Here is a 22,315-nt window from a genome sequence, read left to right as displayed (position 1 = left end):
AAGGGGGGAGGAGTGTGCGCATTCATTTGCCTGAAGAGCGAGCGGTATTGGAACAAGTGTTTGAACGGTACGGATGGGTTCCCCTGCAAGTACGACCCGTCGAAGGTGTATTGCGCGTCCAGACGGAGGATGGCATATTTGCATTGAAAAAATCGTCTTGTTCCGCCGATCGGCTCGCTTGGTTGCACAAGGTGATGGAAACGGTTCACGCCAAAGGCCAGGAGATATTTCTGCCATGGGTGAACACATCTGATGGGGAACCTTTCGTCCAGACAACAGATGCGGTTTGGTACGCCACTCCGTGGGTGGAAAGCGACGCCGGCTTGCGGGAAACGGTTCCCATTGAAGAATTGCCGACCATGTTGGCACACATTCACCGTTCGGCGTTCCCGGTTGTCGGGAAACAATCGGAGCAGAAACAGGTCATCGATGCCGAACGCCTGCAAGTTTGGAAGGACAAGTTGGAAAAATTGTGCGAATACCGGGAAGTGATGGAGAGCCGAACATTTCGTTCCCCGTTTGATCATGCTTTTGCGGCTGATGCGGAATATGTGGACAAGGCACTGCGTTTTGCAGTGAAGGGGATGGAAAAATTCATGCAGTCGGATAAAGGGATCGCGCCGAGATATACTTTGTGTCACGGTCGGATTCATCCCAGCAACCTGTTGAAAAAAGACGACGGGTGGGTGTGGATCGACTGGGATCATGCAGCTGTTGACAGTCCGGTTCGCGATCTGGGTGCGTTTTTCCGCCGATTTTCCCAGCGATTGGATCACGAGAAAGAGCCGCAATTCTACCTGACCCGTTATGAAGAGAGATGGAAGCTGAGCGGAAAGGAAAAAAAGCTGTTGGCTCTCTATTTGGCGTATCCCGAGCGGCCGCTTCGATTGCTTGCCCGCTATTATGAGATGCCGGACCGGATCGAGGAAACGATCGCGATTCGGCGCTGGGAAGAGGAGATCGCCCATCTCAGATGGTTGCAGTCGTTGATCCGTTCGCTTTGGCCGAGTAAAAAGGGGAGCGGGAGAAAAACGCGAAAGACCGGGGTCGTCTTAACCCGAGCCAAAAAAGTTGACACACAATGATGTTGACACACAATGATCAGGATGAGAGGTTGACACTGCTGATCTGTTATCTTTCTGTTATCAAGATCGAGCGGGAAAACCCGGTCCTTCAGGGTTGGAATGAAAGCGAGCGTCGGACGCGGGAGGGTTTTGTCCCTCTCGCAAGTCCGACAGAATTTTGGTACAATGGAGTCGAGAAGTGCGAAAACACTGAAAGCTACGATGCGAGAGAAAACTCGTTACGAAAATCACCCAGGCTTGGACGGACGAAGCGATTATGGGTGGATGCGGCTTGCCACGCCGGATGAAGCGAGAAGGCCTCCGGTGCTTCAGTCGTGTGGGGCAAATCACCTTTGTCGACACTCTATACGGGTACAATTGTACCCGTATATCCATTTTAACCTCAAAACGATGCTGGATAGCTCTGTGCAACCCACTCCGAGCAAGATGTCAACCAGGGGATCGCATCGATTTGATGGCAATTGTGACGGCGGCACCCCCCGTTGCGCTGTGATGGTTCCGCTCCAGTTTCAGGATCAGGGCATTGCAAGGAGGAAGCGAAGTAATCGTTGTCCGTTGCTCCAATCATCATATTATGCGACCAAGCACGTGGCTTTCCGTGATAATATGAGTTTAAAGCGGCGGTTTCCGATCTATTTCTGCACAATTGAAAAAGAGTGAATACATATTGAAAGGCTACTGAAAATGATGGCGAGTAAGAAGCCGGTCGTCAAGGAGTCGATGTGTTCCGGTTAAAGGCAGATCATGCAGTATCCGGTGGAGATCGGTATCAAATGGGGGAAAGAATCCATGAACGAAAAGTTGCACTTTACCCCGGAAGAGATGCGGAAGATGGGGTATCAAGTGGTCGATCGGATTGTGGATCATCTTTGTCAGTTGCCGGACAAACCGGTGACAAGAAACAGCAGTCCTGCCCAATTGGAAAAAGCGTTGGGCGAATCACTTCCCGAGCAAGGCATTTCTTTTGAAAAAATCATGCAACAGCTGGATGAAGTCGTTTTTTCTCAGATCATGCATCTGGATCACCCCCGTTTTTTTGCGTTTGTTCCAGGCCCGAGCAATTATATTGGAACGCTGGCAACCTTTTTAGCCAGCGGATTGAATGTGTTTGCAGGAACTTGGTTGGAGGCTTCAGGTCCGGCCCAGGTCGAGCGGGTTACTGTAGATTGGATTGCCCGACTGTTCGGTCTTCCGAAAACGGCAGGGGGATTGTTTGTCAGTGGTGGTTCCATGGCGAATTTGACGGCATTAGCAGTGGCTCGGCAGGTGAAGCTGGGCGGTCCTTCGGAACGCGCTACCGTTTATTTCTCCGATCAAACTCACTCCTCTGTGGAACGGGCCTTGAAAATCCTGGGGTTTCGACAGGAACAGATTCGAAGAATACCTTCAGATGAGGCTTTTCGTCTATCAGCCCCCGAGCTGGAGGTGCAGATTCAAAAAGATCGATCACAGGGAAAACAACCGTTTTGCGTCATCGCGAATGCAGGCACAACCAACACAGGGGCTGTGGATCCTTTGGAAACCTTGGTGAAGATTTGTAACCGGGAAGGGTTATGGCTTCATGCTGACGGTGCTTATGGTGCCCCGGCAATCCTGAGCGATCAAGGGCGAAAACTGCTGAAAGGAATTGAATCAGTAGACTCATTGACGATCGATCCTCACAAGTGGTTGTTTCAACCTTACGATACGGGATGTATACTCGTTCGGGACAGTCAACATTTAAAGATGACCTTTCACATTCTCCCCGAGTATTTGCGAGATGTTGAAGGAAAGGAAACGGAAGTCAATTTCTGCGATTACGGTATCGAGCTTACCCGCAGTTTCCGTGCGTTAAGGTTGTGGATGTCATTTAAGATGTTTGGTATCGAATCCTTTCGCAGGGCGGTCAGTCACGGTTTAGAGATGGCCGAAACGGCGGAGAAAACCTTGCGTCGGTCCCTTTATTGGGATGTGGTATCGCCGGCACAGTTGGGAGTCGTTACTTTCCGTTTTGCTCCTGATTCTATGCATGAAGAGATGATTGACAAGGTGCAGCAGCAGATTGTCAATCGGATGATCCGCGAAGGTTATGCCATGGTCAGTACAACGGAATTAAAAGGTCGAACCGTTTTGCGTTTGTGTACGATCAATCCACGCACAACCAAGGAGGATATTCAGAACACCATACAAAAAATGGAAGGAATCGGAAGAGAGATTTATGGGATATAATCCTTGGATTCGGGGGACTGTTTTCTCATTTGTTCGGGCGGCTGCGTTCTCCCGGAGGATCGATTCGAAACGCGCAGCAAGTCATGCGCGGGTAATTTCTTTTAAGCGAGTGTACATTGCCCGCGTCCTGCGCTTGAAGGTTCGAGCCCTGGTTGTGTGCTCTTGTTTGGGAAGACAAAGCAAACATTATACCCAATACTCCCCAGAGTCAGGTGGAAATGGTGCCGAAAGCGATTCAAGACAAGCAGAGCGCTCACCATCATGATGATGGTGTGTTTTTTTGTTTCTTCATCTCATCGCCGATGTCTTTGTTTCAGCCATTTTTGCAAACACATCTCGCATGCTTTGATGGGCAACGCCAATGCCAGTATCCAAAGACACGTGCGAAACATGGAATTCCCTGCTTTCATAAAAGATTGGCATGGGGACACATATGTTTCTCTGTGTGAAAAAAGTTTCCTTCAGTCAAATCGTATGCAAAAAGTGTCCCTGTGTGCGGGCACTTCTTTTTTCGCCCGTTTTTGTTTTCATGGCTGGACAATACGAGCGGAAAAGAACAAAATATAAGAGAGAAAATCGTCGTCAGGGACCAAAGGGGGTTTTCGGATTGAGCGTGGTCAAGTCGATGGTCAAGAGTGCCTATCGCGGGGTGTTGTTTATTATCTTTCTCAGTGTGATGCTGTTGTGCACGGTATTGTTGCTGGCGTTTCTCGCCAATCCCGGTCTGATGATGGAAAGTGTCGAGCGGGCGTTTGGTATGGTTCGGTAAGATCGCATTTGGACTTGTCTTATTTATAAAAAGTGAGTGGGAAAGCAGAAGCAAGCGTCGGACGCGGGAGGGATTCAGCCCTCTCGCAAGTCCGACAAAAATTTGGTACAATCAGGCTGAATATTGGGAAAAAACCGAAAATGAATATGAGAACGAAAATGTGTGAGGAAAATCCCCCGGGCTTGGACGAAGCATGCGTCGATGGGTGTGGGTTGCCACGCCAGAGGGAACGAGAAGCTCACGGTGACCAAAGGAGTGCCTCCGGTGCCTCAGCCGTGTGGGGCAAGTCACTTGCGGGATTTGACGTGTCCGTCCCGTGCATTGTAGAATAAGATGACGAGACAGTGTTACACTGGAGAGAACGACTCACAACTATCATGAAACCCAGCGGCGATGACAGGGAAGAGTAGTCGGTCGTTCGCCTTCAAGAGAGGGAAACCCTGAGGCTGGAAGGTTTCCCAAGGCGGAGCCGGTGAACGTCCCCCTGGAGCTGTTCGGCTGAACCCGACCGGCAGTAGGCCGAACCGTTTTCCCACGATACGGGAGTTGAGGGCGTCCGTTCTTCGAACGGGCGAACAAAGGTGGTACCGCGGAAACAACTCCTTCCGTCCTTTGTGATGGAAGGAGTTATTTTGTTTTGGGAAGTGAGGAGGTTAGAGGCATGGCCGAACAACCGAAAGCATCATTGCCGCCGACCTATGATCCCAAGGCGGCGGAGGAAAAATGGTATGATTACTGGTTGGAGGGCGGTTTTTTCCGCGCTGACGCCGATTCGGACAAACAGCCGTTTACCATCGTGATCCCCCCGCCCAATGTCACGGGCAATCTGCACATCGGGCATGCGCTCAACAATACGCTGCAGGACGTGCTGATCCGCTTCAAACGCATGCAGGGCTATGACGCGCTGTGGTTGCCCGGCATGGACCATGCGGGAATTGCTACCCAGGCACGGGTGGAAGCGACGCTTCGGGAAGAAGGTATCAGCCGGCATGATCTGGGGCGGGAGAAATTCCTGGAGAAAGTGTGGGAATGGAAGCATCACTATGCGCAGATCATCCGCGATCAATGGCGGAAGATGGGGCTGTCGCTGGACTACTCGCGCGAACGTTTCACCCTGGATGAAGGGTTGTCCCGTGCGGTGCGGGAAGTGTTTGTGCGTTTGTATGAAAAAGGGTTGATCTATCGCGGCAAATACATCATCAACTGGGACCCGGTCGCGCGCACCGCGCTTTCGGACATCGAAGTGATCCATAAAGAAGTGAAGGGCGCGCTGTATCACATGCGGTACCCGCTCAAAGACGGCACGGGATACATCCAAGTGGCCACGACGCGTCCGGAGACGATGTTGGGCGACACGGCCGTGGCGGTTCACCCGGAAGATGAACGGTACCGGCACCTGATCGGAAAAACGGTGATCCTGCCCATCATCGGCCGGGAAATCCCGATCATCGCCGACGAATATGTCGATCCGTCGTTCGGCTCCGGTGCCGTGAAAATCACGCCGGCACACGATCCCAACGATTTCGAGATCGGGCAGCGTCACAACCTGCCGCAGGTGTTGGTGATGGACGAGACAGGCAAGATGAACGAGAACGCGGGACCGTACCAAGGGTTGGACCGGTTCGAGTGCCGGAAGCGCATCGTTCAGGATCTGCAGGAACAGGGCGTACTTGTCCATATCGAAGAACACGTGCATTCCGTCGGGCACAGCGAACGATCCGGCGCGGTGGTGGAGCCGTATCTGTCCACGCAATGGTTTGTGCGGATGAAGCCGCTTGCCGAACGGGCCATCGAACAAACCCGGTCGGGTCAAGGGGTCCGGTTTGTGCCGGAGCGGTTTGAAAAGATTTATCTGCACTGGATCGAAAACGTGCGCGATTGGTGCATTTCGCGACAATTGTGGTGGGGTCACCGCATCCCGGCCTGGTATTGCGGCGACTGCGGCGAAATGACCGTGGCGCGCGAAGAGCCAAAAACCTGTCCAAAATGCGGCAGCCGGAATCTGGAGCAGGACCCGGATGTGCTGGATACCTGGTTCAGCTCAGGGCTGTGGCCGTTCTCCACGTTGGGGTGGCCGGACGAGACCAAAGACTTGAAGCGCTATTTCCCGACGGACGTATTGGTCACCGGGTATGACATCATCTACTTCTGGGTGGCCCGCATGATCTTTACCGCGTTGGAATTTACGGGACAAAAACCGTTCCGCGACGTGCTGATCACCGGTCTGGTGCGGGATGCCGAAGGACGCAAAATGTCCAAGTCACTCGGCAACGGCGTCGATCCGATGGAAGTGATCGACAAGTACGGTGCCGATGCGATGCGGTTTATGCTGGCCACCGGCTGTACGCCCGGCAATGACCAACGCTTCCGTTGGGAGCGCGTGGAATCGGCTCGGAACTTTGCCAACAAGATCTGGAATGCGTCCCGTTTTGCCCTGATGCATCTGGACGGTGTTTCGGCGGAGGAATTGAAGCTGACCGGCCCGTTCTCCACGGCGGATCGCTGGATTTTGCACCGGCTGAACGAAACGATTGAAGAAGCGACCCGCCTGTTGGAACGCTATGAATTTGGCGAAGTGGGGCGAGTCCTTTACAATTTTATCTGGGACGAGTTGTGCGACTGGTACATCGAGTTCGCCAAACTCCCGCTGTACGGTGAAGACGAAGAAGCCAAACGGGTGACACGCTCCGTTTTGGCGTATGTGCTGGATCAATCGCTGCGCCTGCTGCATCCGTTTATGCCGTTTGTGACGGAGGAAATCTGGCAGCACCTGCCGACGGCCGGTCGGAGCATCACGGTGGCCGAGTGGCCGAAACCGTCTGCGGAGTGGGAAGCACCGGAAGCGGTGCGGGACATGCAGGTGCTGATCGAGATCATCCGCTCGGTGCGCAATATCCGGGCGGAGATGGAAGTGCCGGTCAAACAGCAAGTGGAACTCCTGATCCGCGCCGATGCCGAGGTGTTGTCGGCCATCCGGCAAAACGAAGCGGCCATTCGCCGGCTGTGCGGGGCGGAACGGGTCACGGTCGGAGAAGACGTCACCCGCCCGGACAAAGCGATGACCGCGGTGGTCACCGGTGCGGAGGTGTTCGTGCCGCTGGCGGGCTTGATCGATATCGACCAAACGATCGCCCGGCTGGAAGCGGAGTTGAAAAAGCTGGATGCCGAAGTGGCGCGGGTGGAGAAAAAATTGTCCAACCAGGGATTTGTGACCAAGGCACCGAAGCACGTTGTGGAAGAAGAGCGGCGTAAAGGGGAAGAGTATCGCGAAAAACGCGAAAAGGTATTGGCACGGTTGAACGAGTTGAAAGGGTAGGCTTCCCCTGCCCTTTCACTCCCAACAACAGAGTCGTCGACGGAAGGGAACGGTCAGGATGGATCAACGGTTTGTCACCGCTGAAGACGTGTTTCGCTGGATGGATGAAACGTGTGTGCAAGCGATCCAACCGGGACTGGACCGGATGGAATGGGCGCTGGATCGGTTGGGGCATCCGGAGCGCCGGATGAAATGGATTCATATTGCCGGGACCAACGGCAAAGGCTCAACGGCGGCGATGGTCGCCAAGGTGCTTGAACAGGCCGGTTATCCGGTGGGGATGTTTACGTCTCCCTATCTGATGCATTGGAGCGAACGCATTCGTTTTGACGGAGAAAACATCTCTGAGGAATCGTTCGTACGCTGGGCCAACGAGCTGAAACCCGTTGTCGAGGAAATGATCCGATCCGGCGTCGGACAACCTTCGCCGTTTGAATTTTGGACGTTGCTGGCGATTTGTTATTTCGCCAAAGAAGCCCTGCCGTGGTTTATTGTTTGGGAGACGGGGCTTGGAGGCAGGTGGGACGCGACCAACGTGGTATATCCGTTGGTGTCGGTCATTACCAATGTCGGGCATGATCACATACATTTATTAGGGGATTCATTATCTCAGATCGCAGAGGAGAAAGCCGGCATCATCAAGCCGGGTGTACCCGTGGTGTGCGGTTGTGAGGATGAGACCGCCGTGCGGGTGATCGAAGAAAAGGTGAAAACGGGTCGAAGCTCCCTGTATCTGATCGGGCGGGATTATGCCGCGGAAATGATCGAATCAACGCCGTCACATCAGCGTATCCGATTCCGCAATATGTATCGGACATTGGAGGAGATCACCATTCCGCTGGCGGGAGAGCACCAGGTGAAAAATGCAGCCACGGCGATGATGACCCTGGAAGTGTTGCGTCAGTTTTACGCCACGGTATTGGAAGACGAAGATGTGTTGGCCGGATTTTCCAAGGTGCAATGGCCCGGACGATTGGAAAAAGTGGCGGATGATCCGCCAATCTGGCTGGACGGCGCACACAATCCGGAAGGAGCGGAAGCGTTGGCGGCGTTTCTGTCCAAGCAACTGACATACCGGCGATTGCACTTGTTGCTCTCCGTGATGGAAGACAAAGAGGTGGAACGGGTGCTGCGACCGTTGGTGCAGCTGGCTGAACATATCGTCATCACACAGGCGGATCACCCTCGAGCGATGAAAGCGGAACGGCTCGCCGGGTTGGTACGGTCACTTACTTCCGCGGAAGTGGAAACGGCCGACACGCCGGAGCAAGGACTGAACCACCTGCGACAACGGGCGTCCGCGGATGATCTCATCATGGTGACGGGATCACTGTTTCTCGTGTCCGACATTCGCAAGCATGTGGTATCAGGGGAAAATCAAGGATAAAGGTTGGTGGGCAGGATGAACGAGACCAAACACGTTCATTTTATCGGGATCGGCGGATACGGCATGAGCGCGATCGCCCGTGTATTGTTGGATCAGGGGGTCAAAGTGACCGGATCGGATGTCGCCATGAACAAATTGGCGGAAAATCTGGTCAAACGGGGTGCCGTCGTCCATATCGGTCATGATGCAGCGCAGGTCGGGGAGCCGGACGTGGTTGTCTACTCCTCCAGTATCGCGATGGACAACGTGGAGCTGCAAGCCGCAAAAGCAAAAGGGATTCCGGTATTGCACCGTTCCCAAATGCTGGCCCGTCTGCTCAATGACAAAAAGGGGATTGCCGTGGCCGGCGCGCACGGGAAAACGACCACCTCGTCCATGATCGCACAAACACTGGAGATTTGCGGCGTCGATCCCTCGTTCATCATCGGCGGGGAAGTGGTCGGACTCGGCAGCAACGCCAAGGCTGGCAAAAGCGATTTTGTCGTCGCCGAAGCGGACGAGAGCGACGGTACGTTCCTGGAATATTACCCGGAAGTGGCTGTGGTCACCAACATCGAACCGGATCATCTGGAAAATTACGAAGGACAATTTGACAATCTGAAACGGGCGTACCGCCAATTTTTGAGCCAAGTGAAACCGGGCGGGCTGGCCGTGTTGTGCATGGATGACCCGCACCTGCGCGAGATGGTGAAGGATTTGGACGTCCGTGTGGTTACGTATGCATTACACCAAAATGCTGATTATACGGCGGAAGGGATCCGTCAGCACCTGCGTCAAATCACGTTTACCATGAAAAAAGGGGACACCCCGCTCGGAGAAGTGAAACTGAACGTTCCCGGTCTTCACAATGTGGCTAACGCGATGGCCGCAATCATCGCATGCATGCATGCGGGCGTGCCATTCGAAGAAGCCGCACGGGCGATTGCACAATTCAGCGGGGCCAAACGGCGCTTCCAGGTGATCGGGGAAGTGGACAACATTTTGGTTGTGGATGATTACGCACACCATCCGACGGAAATACGGGCGACCATCCAGGCAACCCAGGCGCTGAACCGGCGGATCGTGGTGGTCTTCCAGCCCCAGCGCTATTCCCGAACGCATCTGTTGATGAATGAATTCAGCCGCGCTTTCGGTGAAGCAGACGAAGTGATCATCAATCGCATTTACGCTCCGCCGGGGGAAAAGCCGATCGATGGTGTCACCGCGGAGCGGTTGGCGGAGTTGATCCGACAAAACAGCAATCACAACGTGCGGTATTTTGATACCAAAGAGGAAGTAAAACAGTACCTGCTCGAACATACGCGCCCCGGCGATGTCGTGATGACGATGGGAGCAGGCGACATTTGGCGGGTGGCGCATGAACTGGTGCCGGCGTTGGAGGAGAAACGGACCGTCAAGGATCGCGGTTGACGGGGAAGGTGAGTGAACAAAGCAAAACCCAGTAATGGCTGGGTTTTGCTTTCAATTATTGACAAAATGTTTGAAATAATCGTTATTCCGGAAACTGAATGCACCGGACGAGGAGTGATTGGGATGAATACCGCAGACAGAAAAACTGGATTGAACATGTCGGTTATTGGCGTAGGGACTCGGCAATTCGACGGTGAGTGGGGCAAGTCGTTTACCCAGGTTGAAGTCGACCGGATTTTGGCCACGGCAAGAAAAGGGGATCAACCTGATCGACACGGCTGAATGCTACGGCGATCATTTGTCCGAATCTTTCATCGGGAAATCAATCCAACGGGAAAGACAGGATGGGATGATAGCGATCAAATTCGGTCATCAGTTCCATGGTCATATGAACCAGACCCATCATTGTCGCCGGAGGACGTGCAGAAAACCGGAAGAACGGGTATTTCCTTCCTGGTAATGGCAAGGTCTTGGTGTACTTTCACGGGTGCCGCCGGTCAGCGGGCTTTTGAGCGACAACTATCGACTGGGTGTGGTATTTCGGCAAAATGATGTCCGCAACCGGTTACAAGAAGAAATGACAAAAATACCCAAATGGTGGAGGAAGTTCGGCACAATGAAGTGCCCGAAGAGATGGGGATAGCACAGTGGGCACTTGCATGGTGTCTGAAACATCCGGCAGTGACCTGTGTCATCCCGGGCTGCAAAGATGTGGAGAATGTGATTTCCAACGCCAAAACCGCCGATTGGGTGAGTGACGATCATCCCCAAGCAGGGAAAGCGTGAGAAGACAAAACGGACCCCGTTCGGTTCGCGCGGGGTCTCTTTTTATAAAGAGCGAGCGGGAAAACTCAGCCATGGGTTGCCACGCCGGACGAACGAGAAGCCCATGTCGACCAAGGAGTGCCTCTGGTGCTTCAGGTGTGGGGCAAGTCACGCTGACCGTTTCGTTAAGAACCGAAGCATACAAGGAGATTCACAACAAGACGGAAGTAGGGTATCAGACAGGTGAACGTGTATGGACACTGAAACATTTGAAAATGTTGCGGGGGTTAATCGGATGGATCATGCAAAACTGGACAGTATGTATCAATCAATCGCCCAAACGGTGATGGAAATGATCCCGGAGGAATGGACGAAGGTATATGTATATGGAGAACGAATGGATGGTGTACAAAGTAACTATTTTTACTATCAAATGAAGAACCCGTGCAAATTTTTGATATTCCCGAGTTGTTCCAAGTGGACGAGGAAGAGTTCGAAAAACGGGTGGATCAATTCTATGATCAGATTAAAAACTTGTGGAATGAGTTTCAACAAAGCGGTCATGAGCCGTGGACCACGTTCATGATGGTCTTTGATCATTCGGGGAAGTTTCAGGTCGAATATGGTTACGAGGATTTATCCAAAACGGATCATTATGACAGAATGGTAATTTGGAGATATAAATATCTTGGGCTTGTTCCGAAGAGTAACCTTGGGAAGCGGATTTTGGAAGAATATTTGAAGGATGCCGTGGATGAAAGCGATTGATGAAAATATGTCCCCGAACGGTGATCAGTCCGTTCGGGGGAAGGACACAAATGATATGGTGGATGGGAACCAGCATCGCGAAAGCACCCGAAATTCACACAGAGGGTGCTTGAAACCGGTTCCCTGCTCAGACCGTGAGGCTTCTTGGCCTGAGCCAGGGTGGCCGGTGTGCTCACCTTTTGTACTCCCTGTACAATTCAATCAGGGGGCGAATCGTGATAAAGACGGCGGCCGCGATCATCCATCCGAACGCCAACGCCACCCACGCTTTGAAAAAGGACAAGCTGTAGACGTAACCGGTCGCAAACATGATACCCGGCCAGATCACGATCAACACCAAACTCAATCCGGTCGCCCAACGTGTGTACAATCGGGTTTCCTTCGCCAACCGTTGATCTTTCATGCCGTTTCCTCCCGTTCCGCAACTTCGTCAAAGCTCTTAAATTTGCCTTTCAACGATTCAAACTGAAATTCGGTGGATGATGTCAGGCTGTGACCGATGGTGATGATGCCGCTGACGATGAAAACAGCAAGGTTCCCGAAAAGCATGGGATACAGTTGGCCCAGGGAATCAACATTGATAAGACCGGTGAGTTGATATGCGGAAAAGAGCCAAATCACAATCCCCCCGATCATACCGAGCAACGTTCCGTAAAAGGCCCCTTCATTGGTCGTCCGTTTCCACATCAAACCGAGTGCCACCGGGATGACCGCCGAACTGACGAATATGCCCATCGCCATATACACAAATCCCAGACTGATGCCCAGATAAAAGAGCAAAATGGAAAAGATGCTCATCGCGATTCCGAAACCAAGCGTGATCCAACGGGATACCCGGAGCAGGGTTTTACTGTCCGCGTCGGGGTTGATGGAATGGCGGTAAACATCTGTCACCAGAATATTGGTTACTGCGGTGAGTTCCGCCGATCCCGCCGACGTAACGGCCATGAACAGCATGATGAGGAACAGGACCGAACCGACCGTGCCCAATGCATGGGAAGCCATGATGGGAGCCACGGAATCCGGTGTCGGTACGGCGATCCCCAGTCCGGCCGCGCTCACCCCCAGAATGGTGGCGACGGCGAATGGAATGGAGAACCAGGCGAGACCTCCGTAAATGAAAGCCTTGGAAGCGGCCCGATCAGTGCTGGCAATCGCTCTTTGCCAGTAAGCTTGGTCGACAAAAACGGTGCCGAAGTTACCGACGATGTTGATCACACCGAACATCAGCCCGGGGATGGAAGCCATGGTCAGCATCTGCTTCGATTCCGGAAGGTGGCGCAATCCCTCGTATATGGGGGTGATGCCGAACTTGGTATAGATCGCTACGCCCAATACGGCCAGCACGATAAATAAAATGACGGTGTGCAGATAGTCTGCGATGAACGAGGCTTTCAATCCGCCGATCATCGTATAGATCGTAAAGCTCAGGGGGATCAGAAATGCGGCCAGGTACAGGTTCATCCCCGTCAGTTGGTTCAATGTAATCGCTCCGCCAAGAATGATCATCGATGTGACGATGATGTTCGTCATCAATGCAAATCCCAGCATCAGCCGATGATTTTTTTTGTCAAATCGTTGGGCGATGAATTCCAAGAACGTATGCGCTTGTGGTGCTTTTTGTTTTAAATGTATTGCGATAATTGCGAATAACAATATTTGGATAGTGGCTCCTGCTGCATACCAGTAAGGCCCACTGATTCCATACTGGTAGCCCGTTGAAGACGACATCATAATGGTGGCCGCCCAGGTCCAAGCAGCCACGATGGAGGCGCTGGCCAGTCCGACACCCACACTTCTGCCGGCAGTATTGAAACGCTCCGCTGTCATTTCATTTCCGTGACGTTTCATAGCCATGCGGTGCAGAACAGCGGTGATAACAGTAAATCCGACGCCAAACACAATGAGAACCAGATACCCCACAATTGGTGTCAATATAGTTGCCCTCCTCGTGGTATATTTGGTATATTTACATTATCATATGTCAGTTTTGTTTACAAGAATGCAAAGAGAAGCATGATGATCTCCTCCTTTTTTGGGAAGGAGTCATTTTGTGAAGGAGGACCGATGGATGAAGCTGACATCACGTGAACAGGAAAAATTGTTGATCGTGGTTGCAGCCGACTTGGCGAGAAGACGAAAAGAACGTGGATTGAAATTGAATTATCCGGAGGCGGTCGCACTGATTACATACGAGATCATGGAAGGTGCACGGGATGGGAAATCAGTGGCGGAGTTGATGAGCGTGGGGGCGAAAATTTTGACGCGGGAAGACGTGATGGAGGGCGTCCCCGAAATGATTCGGGAAATTCAGGTGGAGGCCACGTTTCCCGACGGAACAAAACTGGTAACCGTACATGAACCGATTCGGTAGGTGGTGTATGGTCATTTCCATGGTCATTTCAACACGGGCAACGTTTATTTCAAGCGGGCGACTGATCCAGACTGAGATCGATTCGAAACAGTGGTTACATGCATGACGGATCATACATGTTCTGATAAAGCGGAATGATCAGAGGATACAAAAGGTGGTGACCGTGCTTTGATTCCAGGTGAACTGCTGCTGAAAAAGGATGACATCATCTGCAATCAGGGGAAACCAACGGTAAAAATTTCTGTGCTCAACAGAGGAGACCGTCCTGTACAGGTCGGTTCCCATTTTCATTTCTACGAAGTGAATCATGCACTGGAATTTGACCGTGCGCTGACGTTCGGCATGCATCTCAACATTCCGGCGGGGACAGCGGTCCGTTTTGAACCCGGTGACGCCAAAGAAGTGGAGCTGGTCCCGTTTTCCGGTACACGGGAAGTGTACGGTTTGAACAACCGAACCAACGGACCGCTCGACAAGTTGAAGCGCCGGGTCTTGTCCGGTCAAGACATTCAGGCACACTCCAATATGGAAAGGAAAATCCAACGATGAGTTTGCGGATGTCGAGAAAGCAGTATGCGGACATGTTCGGCCCGACTGTCGGGGATGCCATCCGTTTGGCTGATACGGATTTGTTTATCGAAATTGAAAAAGATCATACCATCTATGGCGATGAAGTCAAATTCGGCGGAGGCAAGGTGATTCGCGACGGGATGGGACAGCATCCGTTCATCACCCGTACTGACGGGGCGATGGATGTCGTCATCACCAATGCGGTGATTGTCGATTACACCGGCATCTATAAAGCGGATATCGGGATTCGTGACGGGCGGATTGCGGGGATCGGCAAAAGTGGAAACCCCCTGTTGATGGATGGAGTGGACATCATCATCGGGGCAACGACAGAGATTATTGCCGCCGAGGGGATGATTGTGACGGCGGGTGGGGTGGATACCCATATCCATTATATCTGTCCCCAGCAGATCGAAACGGCGCTCGCCTCAGGCGTGACAACGATGATTGGGGGAGGGACCGGCCCTGCCACGGGAACCAATGCGACCACATGCACTCCGGGTGCGTGGAACCTTCATCGGATGTTGGAGGCGGCAGAAGCTTTCCCGGTGAATCTGGGATTTCTGGGGAAAGGCAACGCATCGGCGGAGGAGCCGTTGGTGGAGCAGATCCTCGCCGGAGCGGTCGGCCTCAAACTCCATGAAGATTGGGGAACGACTGCCTCAGCCATCGATCATTGTCTAAGGGTGGCTGATCGGTTCGACGTGCAGGTGGCTATTCACACGGATACGTTGAATGAGGGAGGATTTGTGGAGGATACGTTGGCGGCCATCGATGGCCGGGTCATTCACACCTACCACACCGAAGGGACGGGAGGCGGACATGCTCCCGATATCATCAAAGTGGCCGGTTATCCCCATATCTTGCCGTCGTCCACCAATCCGACCCGGCCGTTTACAAAAAATACGCTGGACGAGCATCTCGACATGTTGATGGTGTGCCATCATCTCGACCCTGATGTCCCGGAGGATATCGCCTTTGCCGATTCGCGCATCCGCAAGGAGACGATTGCGGCCGAAGATATCCTGCACGATCTGGGCGTATTCAGCATGATTAGCTCCGATTCCCAAGCCATGGGACGTGTCGGGGAGGTGATCACCCGTACCTGGCAAACGGCGGACAAGATGAAAAAACAGAGAGGAAAGCTGCCCCAAGACACAGGAATAGGCGACAATTACCGTGTGAAACGTTACATCGCCAAATATACGATCAATCCGGCCATCACCCACGGCATCGCCGACGAAGTCGGTTCGGTGGAAGTGGGGAAAATGGCGGATCTGGTGATTTGGGACCCGGCATTTTTCGGCGTAAAGCCGGAAATGGTGATCAAAGGCGGGATGATCGTTCACAGTCTGATGGGGGACCCCAACGCCTCCATCCCGACGCCGCAACCGGTATTGTACCGGCCGATGTTTGCGTCATTCGGGAAAGCGAAACATGCCACCTCGATCACGTTTTTGTCGCAAGCGGCGATCGAACGGGGCGTTCATGAAAAGTTGGGCCTGAAAAAACGGATCAAACCCGTCCGCGGAACTCGGCAATTGACCAAGAAAGACATGGTGTTCAATTCGGAGACACCGCAAATTGACGTAGACCCGCAAACCTATGAAGTGAAGGTGGACGGTGAGTGCATCACCTGCGATCCGGTGGATGTGGTACCGATGGCACAGCGTTACTTTTTGTTTTAGGGGGGAGAGAATTGATTATCGAGCGAATCGTGGGAAATGTGAGTCAGTACGATATCGGCGATCGGCATGTGGAAACGGTATATATGCCAAGTGACGACTTGGTCAAACGCATTCAACGGGTGATCACGGACCACGGCAAGGAAATCGGGATTCGTTTGAAGGAAGCGAAAGAATTGACCGACGGCGATATTTTGTATCTGGATGAACGAAAAGCGATCGTGGTAAGTGTGTTGGAAGATGATTTGCTGGTCATCCGCCCCCGCAATCTGAAGCAAATGGGGGAAATCGCGCACCAACTGGGCAATCGCCACCTGCCGGCCCAATTTGAAGGGGAGGTAATGCTGGTTCAATACGACCGATTGGTGGAGGAATTACTGCAACAGTTGGATATCCCGTATGAAAGGGAGAAGAGGAAAGTAAGGCAGGCGTTTCGGCATGTCGGCCACCATCACGGGTAATCGTCTGTTGTCATTATTGCAGTTTTGCGATTCCAACTTTCCTTCGGGCGCTTTTTCCCACTCTTTCGGGATGGAAACGTACATCCAGGACGGACGGGTGAAAGACAAGGAAACGTTTGCCTGTTGGTTGCGGGCATATTTGGACAAACAATTGGTTTATGCCGACGGATTGGCTTGCCGCCTTGCCTATGAAGCGATCGAACAAGATCGGATTGAGGAGCTTTGGCGGTTGGATCGGGTGATGACTGCGCAAAATCTGCCGCGGGAATCCCGGGAAGCGGGGCGGCGGATGGGGGAGCGGATGATCCGGTTGGGAATCGATCTGTTTTCCCTGCCGCTGCTTATGGCATATCGGGAAAAAATTCTCGCCAAACAATCATTCGGACATCCGGCTGTGGTGTTTACAATCATCGCCCACCATCTGCAAATCCCGAAAAAAGAGGGGGTCTTGTCCTTTTTGTATACGAGCATGTCAACGTTGGTTCAAAACGGGGTACGCGGCATTCCGTTGGGGCAAACCGACGGACAGCGTCTCCTGCTTGAGCTGCAACCACATCTGATCCAAGCGGCGGAAAAGATCCAACAGTTGCAGCCGGAGGATCTCGGAGCCGTTTCTCCGGGATTGGAGATTGCGCAAATGCGGCACGAACGCCTGCATGTGCGCCTCTTCATGTCATGACAAAAGGAGGTTGAAAACGAATGGAACCGATCCGCATCGGAATCGGCGGTCCGGTGGGAGCCGGAAAAACCATGCTGGTGGAGCGATTGACGAGACATATGCACGAAGAATACAGCATCGCCGTGGTGACCAACGATATTTATACCAAAGAAGATGCAGCGTTTTTGATCAAAAACAGCGTCCTGTCTGCGGACCGGATCATCGGGGTGGAGACGGGCGGATGTCCGCATACTGCCATACGCGAAGACGCCTCGATGAATTTTGCGGCGATTGATGAATTGATGTCCAGACACCCGGACCTGGATTTGATTTTTGTGGAGAGTGGGGGAGACAATCTGGCGGCCACTTTCAGCCCCGAGCTGGTCCATTTCTCCATTTATATCATCGATGTGGCCCAGGGAGAGAAAATCCCGCGCAAAGGCGGACAGGGAATGATCAAATCCGATTTGTTCATCATCAACAAGATCGACCTGGCTCCCCATGTAGGTGCCCGTCTCGAGGTAATGGCGGCAGATACCCGGGTAGCCCGCGGCGACAAACCGTTCATATTCACCAATTTGAAAGAAGATATCGGTTTGGATGAAGTGGTCGATTGGATCAAGAAGAACGCGCTTTTGGCGGGAATGGATTGAGATGGGAAGCTGGACGGGTTATTTGCGGGCGGTATTTTCCCAAAAGGGAGAGAGAAGTGTGTTGAGGGATGCCTACTTTGAAGGGGCGCTCAAAATCACGAAACCGGTCTATCTGGACGAAACCGGTCAAGCGTGCGTCTATCTCATGAATCCCGGAGGCGGATATCTGGGCGGCGATTCCTACCGGATGGAGGTCTTTCTGGAAGCGGGAGCGGAAGTGCTTCTCACGACGCAATCTTCCACCAAAGTTTACAAAACCCCTCGGCGGCCGGTTTTGCAGGAAACAGAGTTGAATCTGAAGAAAGGAAGTTTCCTGGAGTATGTTCCGGACCCTGTCATCGCGTATCCGCATGCGCGTTTCGCGCAGCGGACCATCGTACGGATGGAGCCGGGGGCATCGTTGGTTTGTACTGAGGTGTTAACACCCGGCTGGGCTCCGGACGGTTCCCGGTTTCGCTATGATTTGCTGCAATCCCGGATGGACGTGTACATGGAGGATCAGCTTGTCTTGTTTGATCATGTGAAGTTGGAACCGGATCGGGATATGCCGGGCCTAGGGTATATGGAGGGGTTTACGCACCTTGGTTCGTTGGTTGTCATTCAGGAAGGAATCGACGACAGTTTTATCGATCGCATTCATCGACTGCTTGAGCCGTTCTCCGAAGTGAAAATCGGGTTGTCCCTGCTGATGGTTCCGGGGTTGGCTCTCCGTGTATTGGCCCAACGCACGCAGGATGTGGAATCGATTTTCGATCTCTGCCGCGGCATCCTGCGGGAGAACAGGTGGGGCGCAACAACGGTGTTTTTGCGCAAATATTGAAAAAAGGGATTGTGGTATGATGGCACATGGGTTATGGTCCACATTGTTTTTGGGGTTTTTGATGGGAATCAAGCATGCATTCGAGCCGGATCATGTCGTGGCGGTCACCACGATCGCGAGTCGGAGCAATAGGTGGTACCGTTCCTCGTTGGCAGGGATCTGCTGGGGGATCGGGCACACGGCAACCTTGTTCCTGGTCGGGATGATCTTGCTTGTGTTAAAAGGTCAGATTTCCGAAAAATGGGCATTGTCGCTGGAGTTTGTGGTGGGGATCATGCTGGTTTACCTGGGATGGTCCGGTATGCGTTCATACCGGCCCGTTCATACCCCGCGAGCATCTTATGAAAAATCGCTGTTGGTCGGGTTTGTTCATGGGCTTTCCGGGAGTGCGGCGATGGTGTTGCTGACGATGACCACCGTGAAAACGGTCGTGGAAGGAGCACTGTATATCCTGATCTTCGGCATGGGAACCGTGGTGGGGATGTTTACCTTTTCCACATGTATCGGCATCCCCTTTGTCATGACGTCCCGCAATCGGATGATTCATGGCGTGTTGACCCAGGCGGCGGCGGTATTGAGCACCGTCTACGGTCTTTATTACATGTACAGTACAGCCGTATCGGAAGGATTGTGGCGGATGTGGATCTGAGACCACACCGCCGCCTCTGTCTGTCGCTTCACGGTTCCGGGTGTACCGTTTTCCCTCCCGCTCTTGACTTTAAAGGTTCCGGGCGGGAAAACGGCCACCCTCTTTCAGTGGCTTCGCTGGCCAGCAGCAGGCAATTGTAGCCTATACACTCCTGATTGGCTGTCGGGTACAAACCGGATTCAACCGGTATACCCGAACCGTCCCACTCGTCACGCTTTGATTGCGACGACTTGTAACCGTTTGTAATCGGCGATCCATTGGCCGTCAACCCAAAGGTCGTTTTGCAGGCGTTCCGCGATGTGTCGGTAAAGTGCCGGTCTTTCCTCCGCGGGAATGTTCGTAAAAAAGTGACCGTGAACATGTCCAGCCAATGGAAGAGTCCCCGCTTGAAACCCTTGCGATTTGGAAGCAGGTCGGATTTTCCGGTCGAGCGACACAGGCTGATGCCAGGGTGAGATCAAGAGAATGGGAACCGGCAGGATTTTGTCAACAGGCCTTGAAAGGGGTTTTTTTCATGACCGTTCACATTCTCACCATTTTTGCAAAAGGGGAAAATATGGTATGGTTAAACTGTTGTATGGTCAATTTGGGAGTGTGAACGTATGAGGAAAATGGGCGGAATCGCGTTGACCGTCCTGCTGTTGAGTGTGTGGGTGATTCTGGGCGGTTGCACCGGGGCGGATGAACATCGACATCCCCGGGAGTCGGCTTCGAAAAAGAAGACAACCGTTTCACTTTCCATGCCGGAAGTGTCCCTTTCATTTTCACCTGCCACACCCAAAACCGGTGAGTCCATCCGCATTCACGTACTGGTGACAGTGGACAAACAGCCGGTAAACGATGCGGATCGGGTGCAGGTGGAAGTGTGGAATGCGTCGCGTCCCGGGTCGCCTCACCGTATGATCGGGACCAAGCGGACCGGAAACGGTGTCTATACGGCCGCCGTTCGTTTGGAGCAACCGGGAGCGTATCAGGTGATGTATCATGTGACGGCCAACGGGAGTCACGTCATGAATGCACAAAAGTTGGAAGTACGGCAGTGACGCGTCGAAAGGCGGGTGTAATTCATGTCGGTGAACAGACGAAAAGGGTGTTGGGGGATCGCCGTTTTTCTGCTGTGCCTTGTAATGACGGCATGCGGCCAGGCGGCGCCTGTGGAGCCGTCTCCGTCGACCCCAAGTGCCCGTACCAACAACCAGTCCAATGATGTATCCCAACTGAACTGGCGGGTGCCGGAATTCCGGTATACGGACCAGAACGGACAAGCTTTCGGTTTGTCGCAGCTGAAAGGAAAAGTGTGGTTGGCCAACTTGATTTTCACGCGATGTCCGGATATTTGTCCACCGATGACTTCCAATATGGCGCGCATTCAAAAGGCGCTGGATCAAGCGGGATTGAAGGCGGACATCGTTTCGTTCAGTGTCGATCCGTCGTACGACAAACCGGAAAAGCTGCGCGCATTTGCAAAGGAACACGGGGCCGAGTTGGACAACTGGCATTTTCTGACCGGCTACACGGATGACGAGATCCGCAAATTCGCCCAATCGGCGTTCAAACAGGAACTGATGAAGTCTGAAACCAACGGCATGGTGATGGTCAGCCATACGGCCCGTTTCTATCTGATCGGCCCTGATGGCAAGGTGATGAAAATCTATGACGGTCTCCGCCCGGACGAGAAAACCATCGTCAATGACATTCGGCAACTTCAGAAATAATGGATGACAAAGGCCCGTTTCCACAAGGGAAACGGGCCTTTGCTTTTTACCATCCCCGATCCTGCATCCGGGCCGCCGGTTCCAAACGGTCGATCTCGATCCCCGGCATCGCGCCGCCCAATCCTTTGGACAGATGGGCGATCAGCTCGAAATCTTCGTAGTGCGTCGTCGCTTCCACGATCGCACGCGCATATTTTTCCGGATTCTCCGATTTGAAAATCCCCGATCCGACAAAGACGCCGTCTGCACCCAAGTGCATCATCAACGCCGCGTCCGCCGGTGTTGCCACACCACCCGCCGCGAAGTTGACGACCGGCAGGCGCCCGGTTTCGTGCACTTGCAGCAACAGCTCATACGGCGCCCCCAGCTGTTTGGCTTCCGCCATCAGCTCATCGCGGGACATCGATTGCACCTTGCGGATCTGGCTCTGCATCATCCGCATATGACGGACGGCTTCGACAATATTGCCGGTGCCGGGTTCCCCTTTGGTCCGGATCATCGAAGCACCTTCACCGATCCGGCGCAGCGCTTCGCCCAAATCCCGCGCTCCGCAGACGAATGGCACGGTAAATTGGGTTTTGTCGATGTGAAAACGATCGTCGGCCGGCGTGAGCACTTCACTCTCGTCGATGTAGTCCACGCCCAACGCTTCCAACAGACGTGCCTCCACGAAGTGTCCGATGCGCGCTTTGGCCATGACCGGAATGCTCACCGCGTTCATCACTTCTTCGATGACGGTCGGGTCCGCCATCCGCGCCACGCCGCCCGCGGCCCGAATATCTGCCGGGACGCGCTCCAGCGCCATGACGGCCACCGCGCCGGCGGCTTCCGCGATTTTGGCCTGTTCGGCATTGACGACATCCATGATGACGCCGCCTTTTTGCATTTCGGCCATGCCGCGTTTGACACGGTCCGTACCGGTTTGATGTTGACTCATGATGATGGTTCCCCCTTTTTTTCTCCACTTTCGGCTGAATTTTATGTATCATCATATGTAACAGTCAATATCAGATTGTAACAGT

The 22,315-nt window shown here is 53.2% G+C and carries 21 protein-coding genes, 2 pseudogenes and 1 other annotated feature; of the genes and pseudogenes, 19 read left to right on the top strand and 4 right to left on the bottom strand.

Translation table 11 applies throughout. The features are described from left to right. Positions 1-14: 14 nt before the first annotated feature. From JQC72_RS11845 to JQC72_RS11800, 9 genes and pseudogenes are all read left to right on the top strand, one after another. Positions 15-1,085 carry a YutH/CotS family kinase-like spore coat protein gene (locus JQC72_RS11845; protein WP_205495898.1) on the top strand — a complete coding sequence of 357 codons (1,071 nt, stop codon included), beginning with the start codon at positions 15-17 and terminating at the stop codon, positions 1,083-1,085. Between the two features lie 789 nt (positions 1,086-1,874). After that, positions 1,875-3,293: a pyridoxal phosphate-dependent decarboxylase family protein gene (locus JQC72_RS11840; protein WP_205495896.1), complete on the top strand. Its 1,419-nt coding sequence runs from the start codon at positions 1,875-1,877 to the stop codon at positions 3,291-3,293. 607 nt (positions 3,294-3,900) lie between these two features. Further along, entirely contained in the window at positions 3,901-4,062 is a 162-nt protein-coding gene (locus JQC72_RS11835) for a hypothetical protein (RefSeq protein ID WP_205495894.1), read from the top strand. 384 nt (positions 4,063-4,446) lie between these two features. After that, positions 4,447-4,678: a binding site (T-box leader), on the top strand. A gap of 45 nt (positions 4,679-4,723) precedes the next feature. Continuing rightward, complete coding sequence (locus tag JQC72_RS11830) at positions 4,724-7,378, top strand: valine--tRNA ligase (RefSeq protein ID WP_205495892.1); 2,655 nt, start codon at positions 4,724-4,726, stop codon at positions 7,376-7,378. 58 nt (positions 7,379-7,436) lie between these two features. Beyond that, entirely contained in the window at positions 7,437-8,765 is a 1,329-nt protein-coding gene (locus JQC72_RS11825) for a bifunctional folylpolyglutamate synthase/dihydrofolate synthase (RefSeq protein ID WP_205495884.1), read from the top strand. Between the two features lie 15 nt (positions 8,766-8,780). Continuing rightward, positions 8,781-10,175 carry a UDP-N-acetylmuramate--L-alanine ligase gene (gene murC, locus JQC72_RS11820; protein ID WP_205495883.1) on the top strand — a complete coding sequence of 465 codons (1,395 nt, stop codon included), beginning with the start codon at positions 8,781-8,783 and terminating at the stop codon, positions 10,173-10,175. Between the two features lie 123 nt (positions 10,176-10,298). After that, positions 10,299-10,961 (top strand): annotated as a pseudogene (locus JQC72_RS11815) (aldo/keto reductase). 137 nt (positions 10,962-11,098) lie between these two features. Continuing rightward, positions 11,099-11,287, top strand: a complete 189-nt coding sequence (locus JQC72_RS11810) for a hypothetical protein (protein WP_205496034.1) — start codon at positions 11,099-11,101, stop codon at positions 11,285-11,287. Beyond that, positions 11,236-11,708 (top strand): annotated as a pseudogene (locus JQC72_RS11800) (immunity protein YezG family protein). The gene JQC72_RS11810 and the pseudogene JQC72_RS11800 overlap by 52 nt, the downstream one beginning before the upstream one ends. Before the next feature lie 172 nt (positions 11,709-11,880). Here the strand turns inward: JQC72_RS11800 and JQC72_RS11795 are convergent. Both JQC72_RS11795 and JQC72_RS11790 read right to left on the bottom strand, forming a co-directional pair. Further along, the gene (locus JQC72_RS11795; protein WP_205495872.1) at positions 11,881-12,111 is read right to left on the bottom strand and encodes a hypothetical protein; all 231 of its coding nucleotides are present in this window, start codon (positions 12,109-12,111) and stop codon (positions 11,881-11,883) included. Beyond that, positions 12,108-13,643, bottom strand: a complete 1,536-nt coding sequence (locus tag JQC72_RS11790) for a sodium:solute symporter family protein (protein WP_302104804.1) — start codon at positions 13,641-13,643, stop codon at positions 12,108-12,110. The genes JQC72_RS11795 and JQC72_RS11790 overlap by 4 nt, the downstream gene beginning before the upstream one ends. A gap of 136 nt (positions 13,644-13,779) precedes the next feature. Here JQC72_RS11790 and JQC72_RS11785 point away from each other — a divergent pair, with 136 nt between their 5' ends. The 8 genes from JQC72_RS11785 to JQC72_RS11750 all read left to right on the top strand — a co-directional run bounded on the left by JQC72_RS11785 (position 13,780) and on the right by JQC72_RS11750 (position 19,578). Further along, positions 13,780-14,082 carry an urease subunit gamma gene (locus JQC72_RS11785; protein WP_205495870.1) on the top strand — a complete coding sequence of 101 codons (303 nt, stop codon included), beginning with the start codon at positions 13,780-13,782 and terminating at the stop codon, positions 14,080-14,082. A gap of 168 nt (positions 14,083-14,250) precedes the next feature. Continuing rightward, entirely contained in the window at positions 14,251-14,631 is a 381-nt protein-coding gene (locus JQC72_RS11780; RefSeq protein ID WP_205495868.1) for an urease subunit beta, read from the top strand. After that, positions 14,628-16,340 (top strand): urease subunit alpha, encoded by a 1,713-nt coding sequence (gene ureC, locus JQC72_RS11775; protein WP_205495859.1) that lies wholly within the window; start codon positions 14,628-14,630, stop codon positions 16,338-16,340. The genes JQC72_RS11780 and ureC overlap by 4 nt, the downstream gene beginning before the upstream one ends. 11 nt (positions 16,341-16,351) lie before the next feature. Continuing rightward, positions 16,352-16,798, top strand: coding sequence for an urease accessory protein UreE (gene ureE / locus JQC72_RS11770; protein ID WP_205495857.1), 447 nt, complete (start codon positions 16,352-16,354; stop codon positions 16,796-16,798). Then, a complete protein-coding gene (locus JQC72_RS11765) occupies positions 16,776-17,477 on the top strand; it encodes an urease accessory protein UreF (protein ID WP_205495856.1) in 702 nt (233 codons plus the stop codon). Before ureE ends, JQC72_RS11765 begins: the two co-directional genes overlap by 23 nt. Before the next feature lie 20 nt (positions 17,478-17,497). Beyond that, entirely contained in the window at positions 17,498-18,109 is a 612-nt protein-coding gene (gene ureG, locus JQC72_RS11760; RefSeq protein ID WP_205495855.1) for an urease accessory protein UreG, read from the top strand. A gap of 1 nt (position 18,110) precedes the next feature. Further along, the gene (locus JQC72_RS11755) at positions 18,111-18,929 is read left to right on the top strand and encodes an urease accessory protein UreD (RefSeq protein WP_205495854.1); all 819 of its coding nucleotides are present in this window, start codon (positions 18,111-18,113) and stop codon (positions 18,927-18,929) included. 19 nt (positions 18,930-18,948) lie between these two features. Next, on the top strand, positions 18,949-19,578 hold the full coding sequence (locus JQC72_RS11750; protein WP_205495850.1) for a HoxN/HupN/NixA family nickel/cobalt transporter: 630 nt from the start codon (positions 18,949-18,951) through the stop codon (positions 19,576-19,578). A gap of 209 nt (positions 19,579-19,787) precedes the next feature. Here the strand turns inward: JQC72_RS11750 and JQC72_RS11745 are convergent, their stop codons facing one another. Further along, positions 19,788-19,949, bottom strand: a complete 162-nt coding sequence (locus JQC72_RS11745; protein WP_205495849.1) for a hypothetical protein — start codon at positions 19,947-19,949, stop codon at positions 19,788-19,790. Positions 19,950-20,180: 231 nt separating this feature from the next. Between JQC72_RS11745 and JQC72_RS11740 the strand changes: the two genes are divergently transcribed. Continuing rightward, on the top strand, positions 20,181-20,621 hold the full coding sequence (locus JQC72_RS11740; RefSeq protein WP_205495848.1) for a FixH family protein: 441 nt from the start codon (positions 20,181-20,183) through the stop codon (positions 20,619-20,621). Positions 20,622-20,645: 24 nt separating this feature from the next. Continuing rightward, entirely contained in the window at positions 20,646-21,293 is a 648-nt protein-coding gene (locus JQC72_RS11735; RefSeq protein ID WP_205495847.1) for an SCO family protein, read from the top strand. A gap of 46 nt (positions 21,294-21,339) precedes the next feature. Here the strand turns inward: JQC72_RS11735 and pdxS are convergent, their stop codons facing one another. Then, positions 21,340-22,230 (bottom strand): pyridoxal 5'-phosphate synthase lyase subunit PdxS, encoded by an 891-nt coding sequence (gene pdxS, locus JQC72_RS11730; RefSeq protein WP_205495846.1) that lies wholly within the window; start codon positions 22,228-22,230, stop codon positions 21,340-21,342. Positions 22,231-22,315: the final 85 nt, after the last annotated feature.

It is taken from the genome of Polycladomyces zharkentensis, from assembly GCF_016938855.1.
GTDB classification, from domain to species: domain Bacteria; phylum Bacillota; class Bacilli; order Thermoactinomycetales; family JIR-001; genus Polycladomyces; species Polycladomyces zharkentensis.
This window is presented reverse-complemented; position numbering and strand designations above follow the sequence as displayed.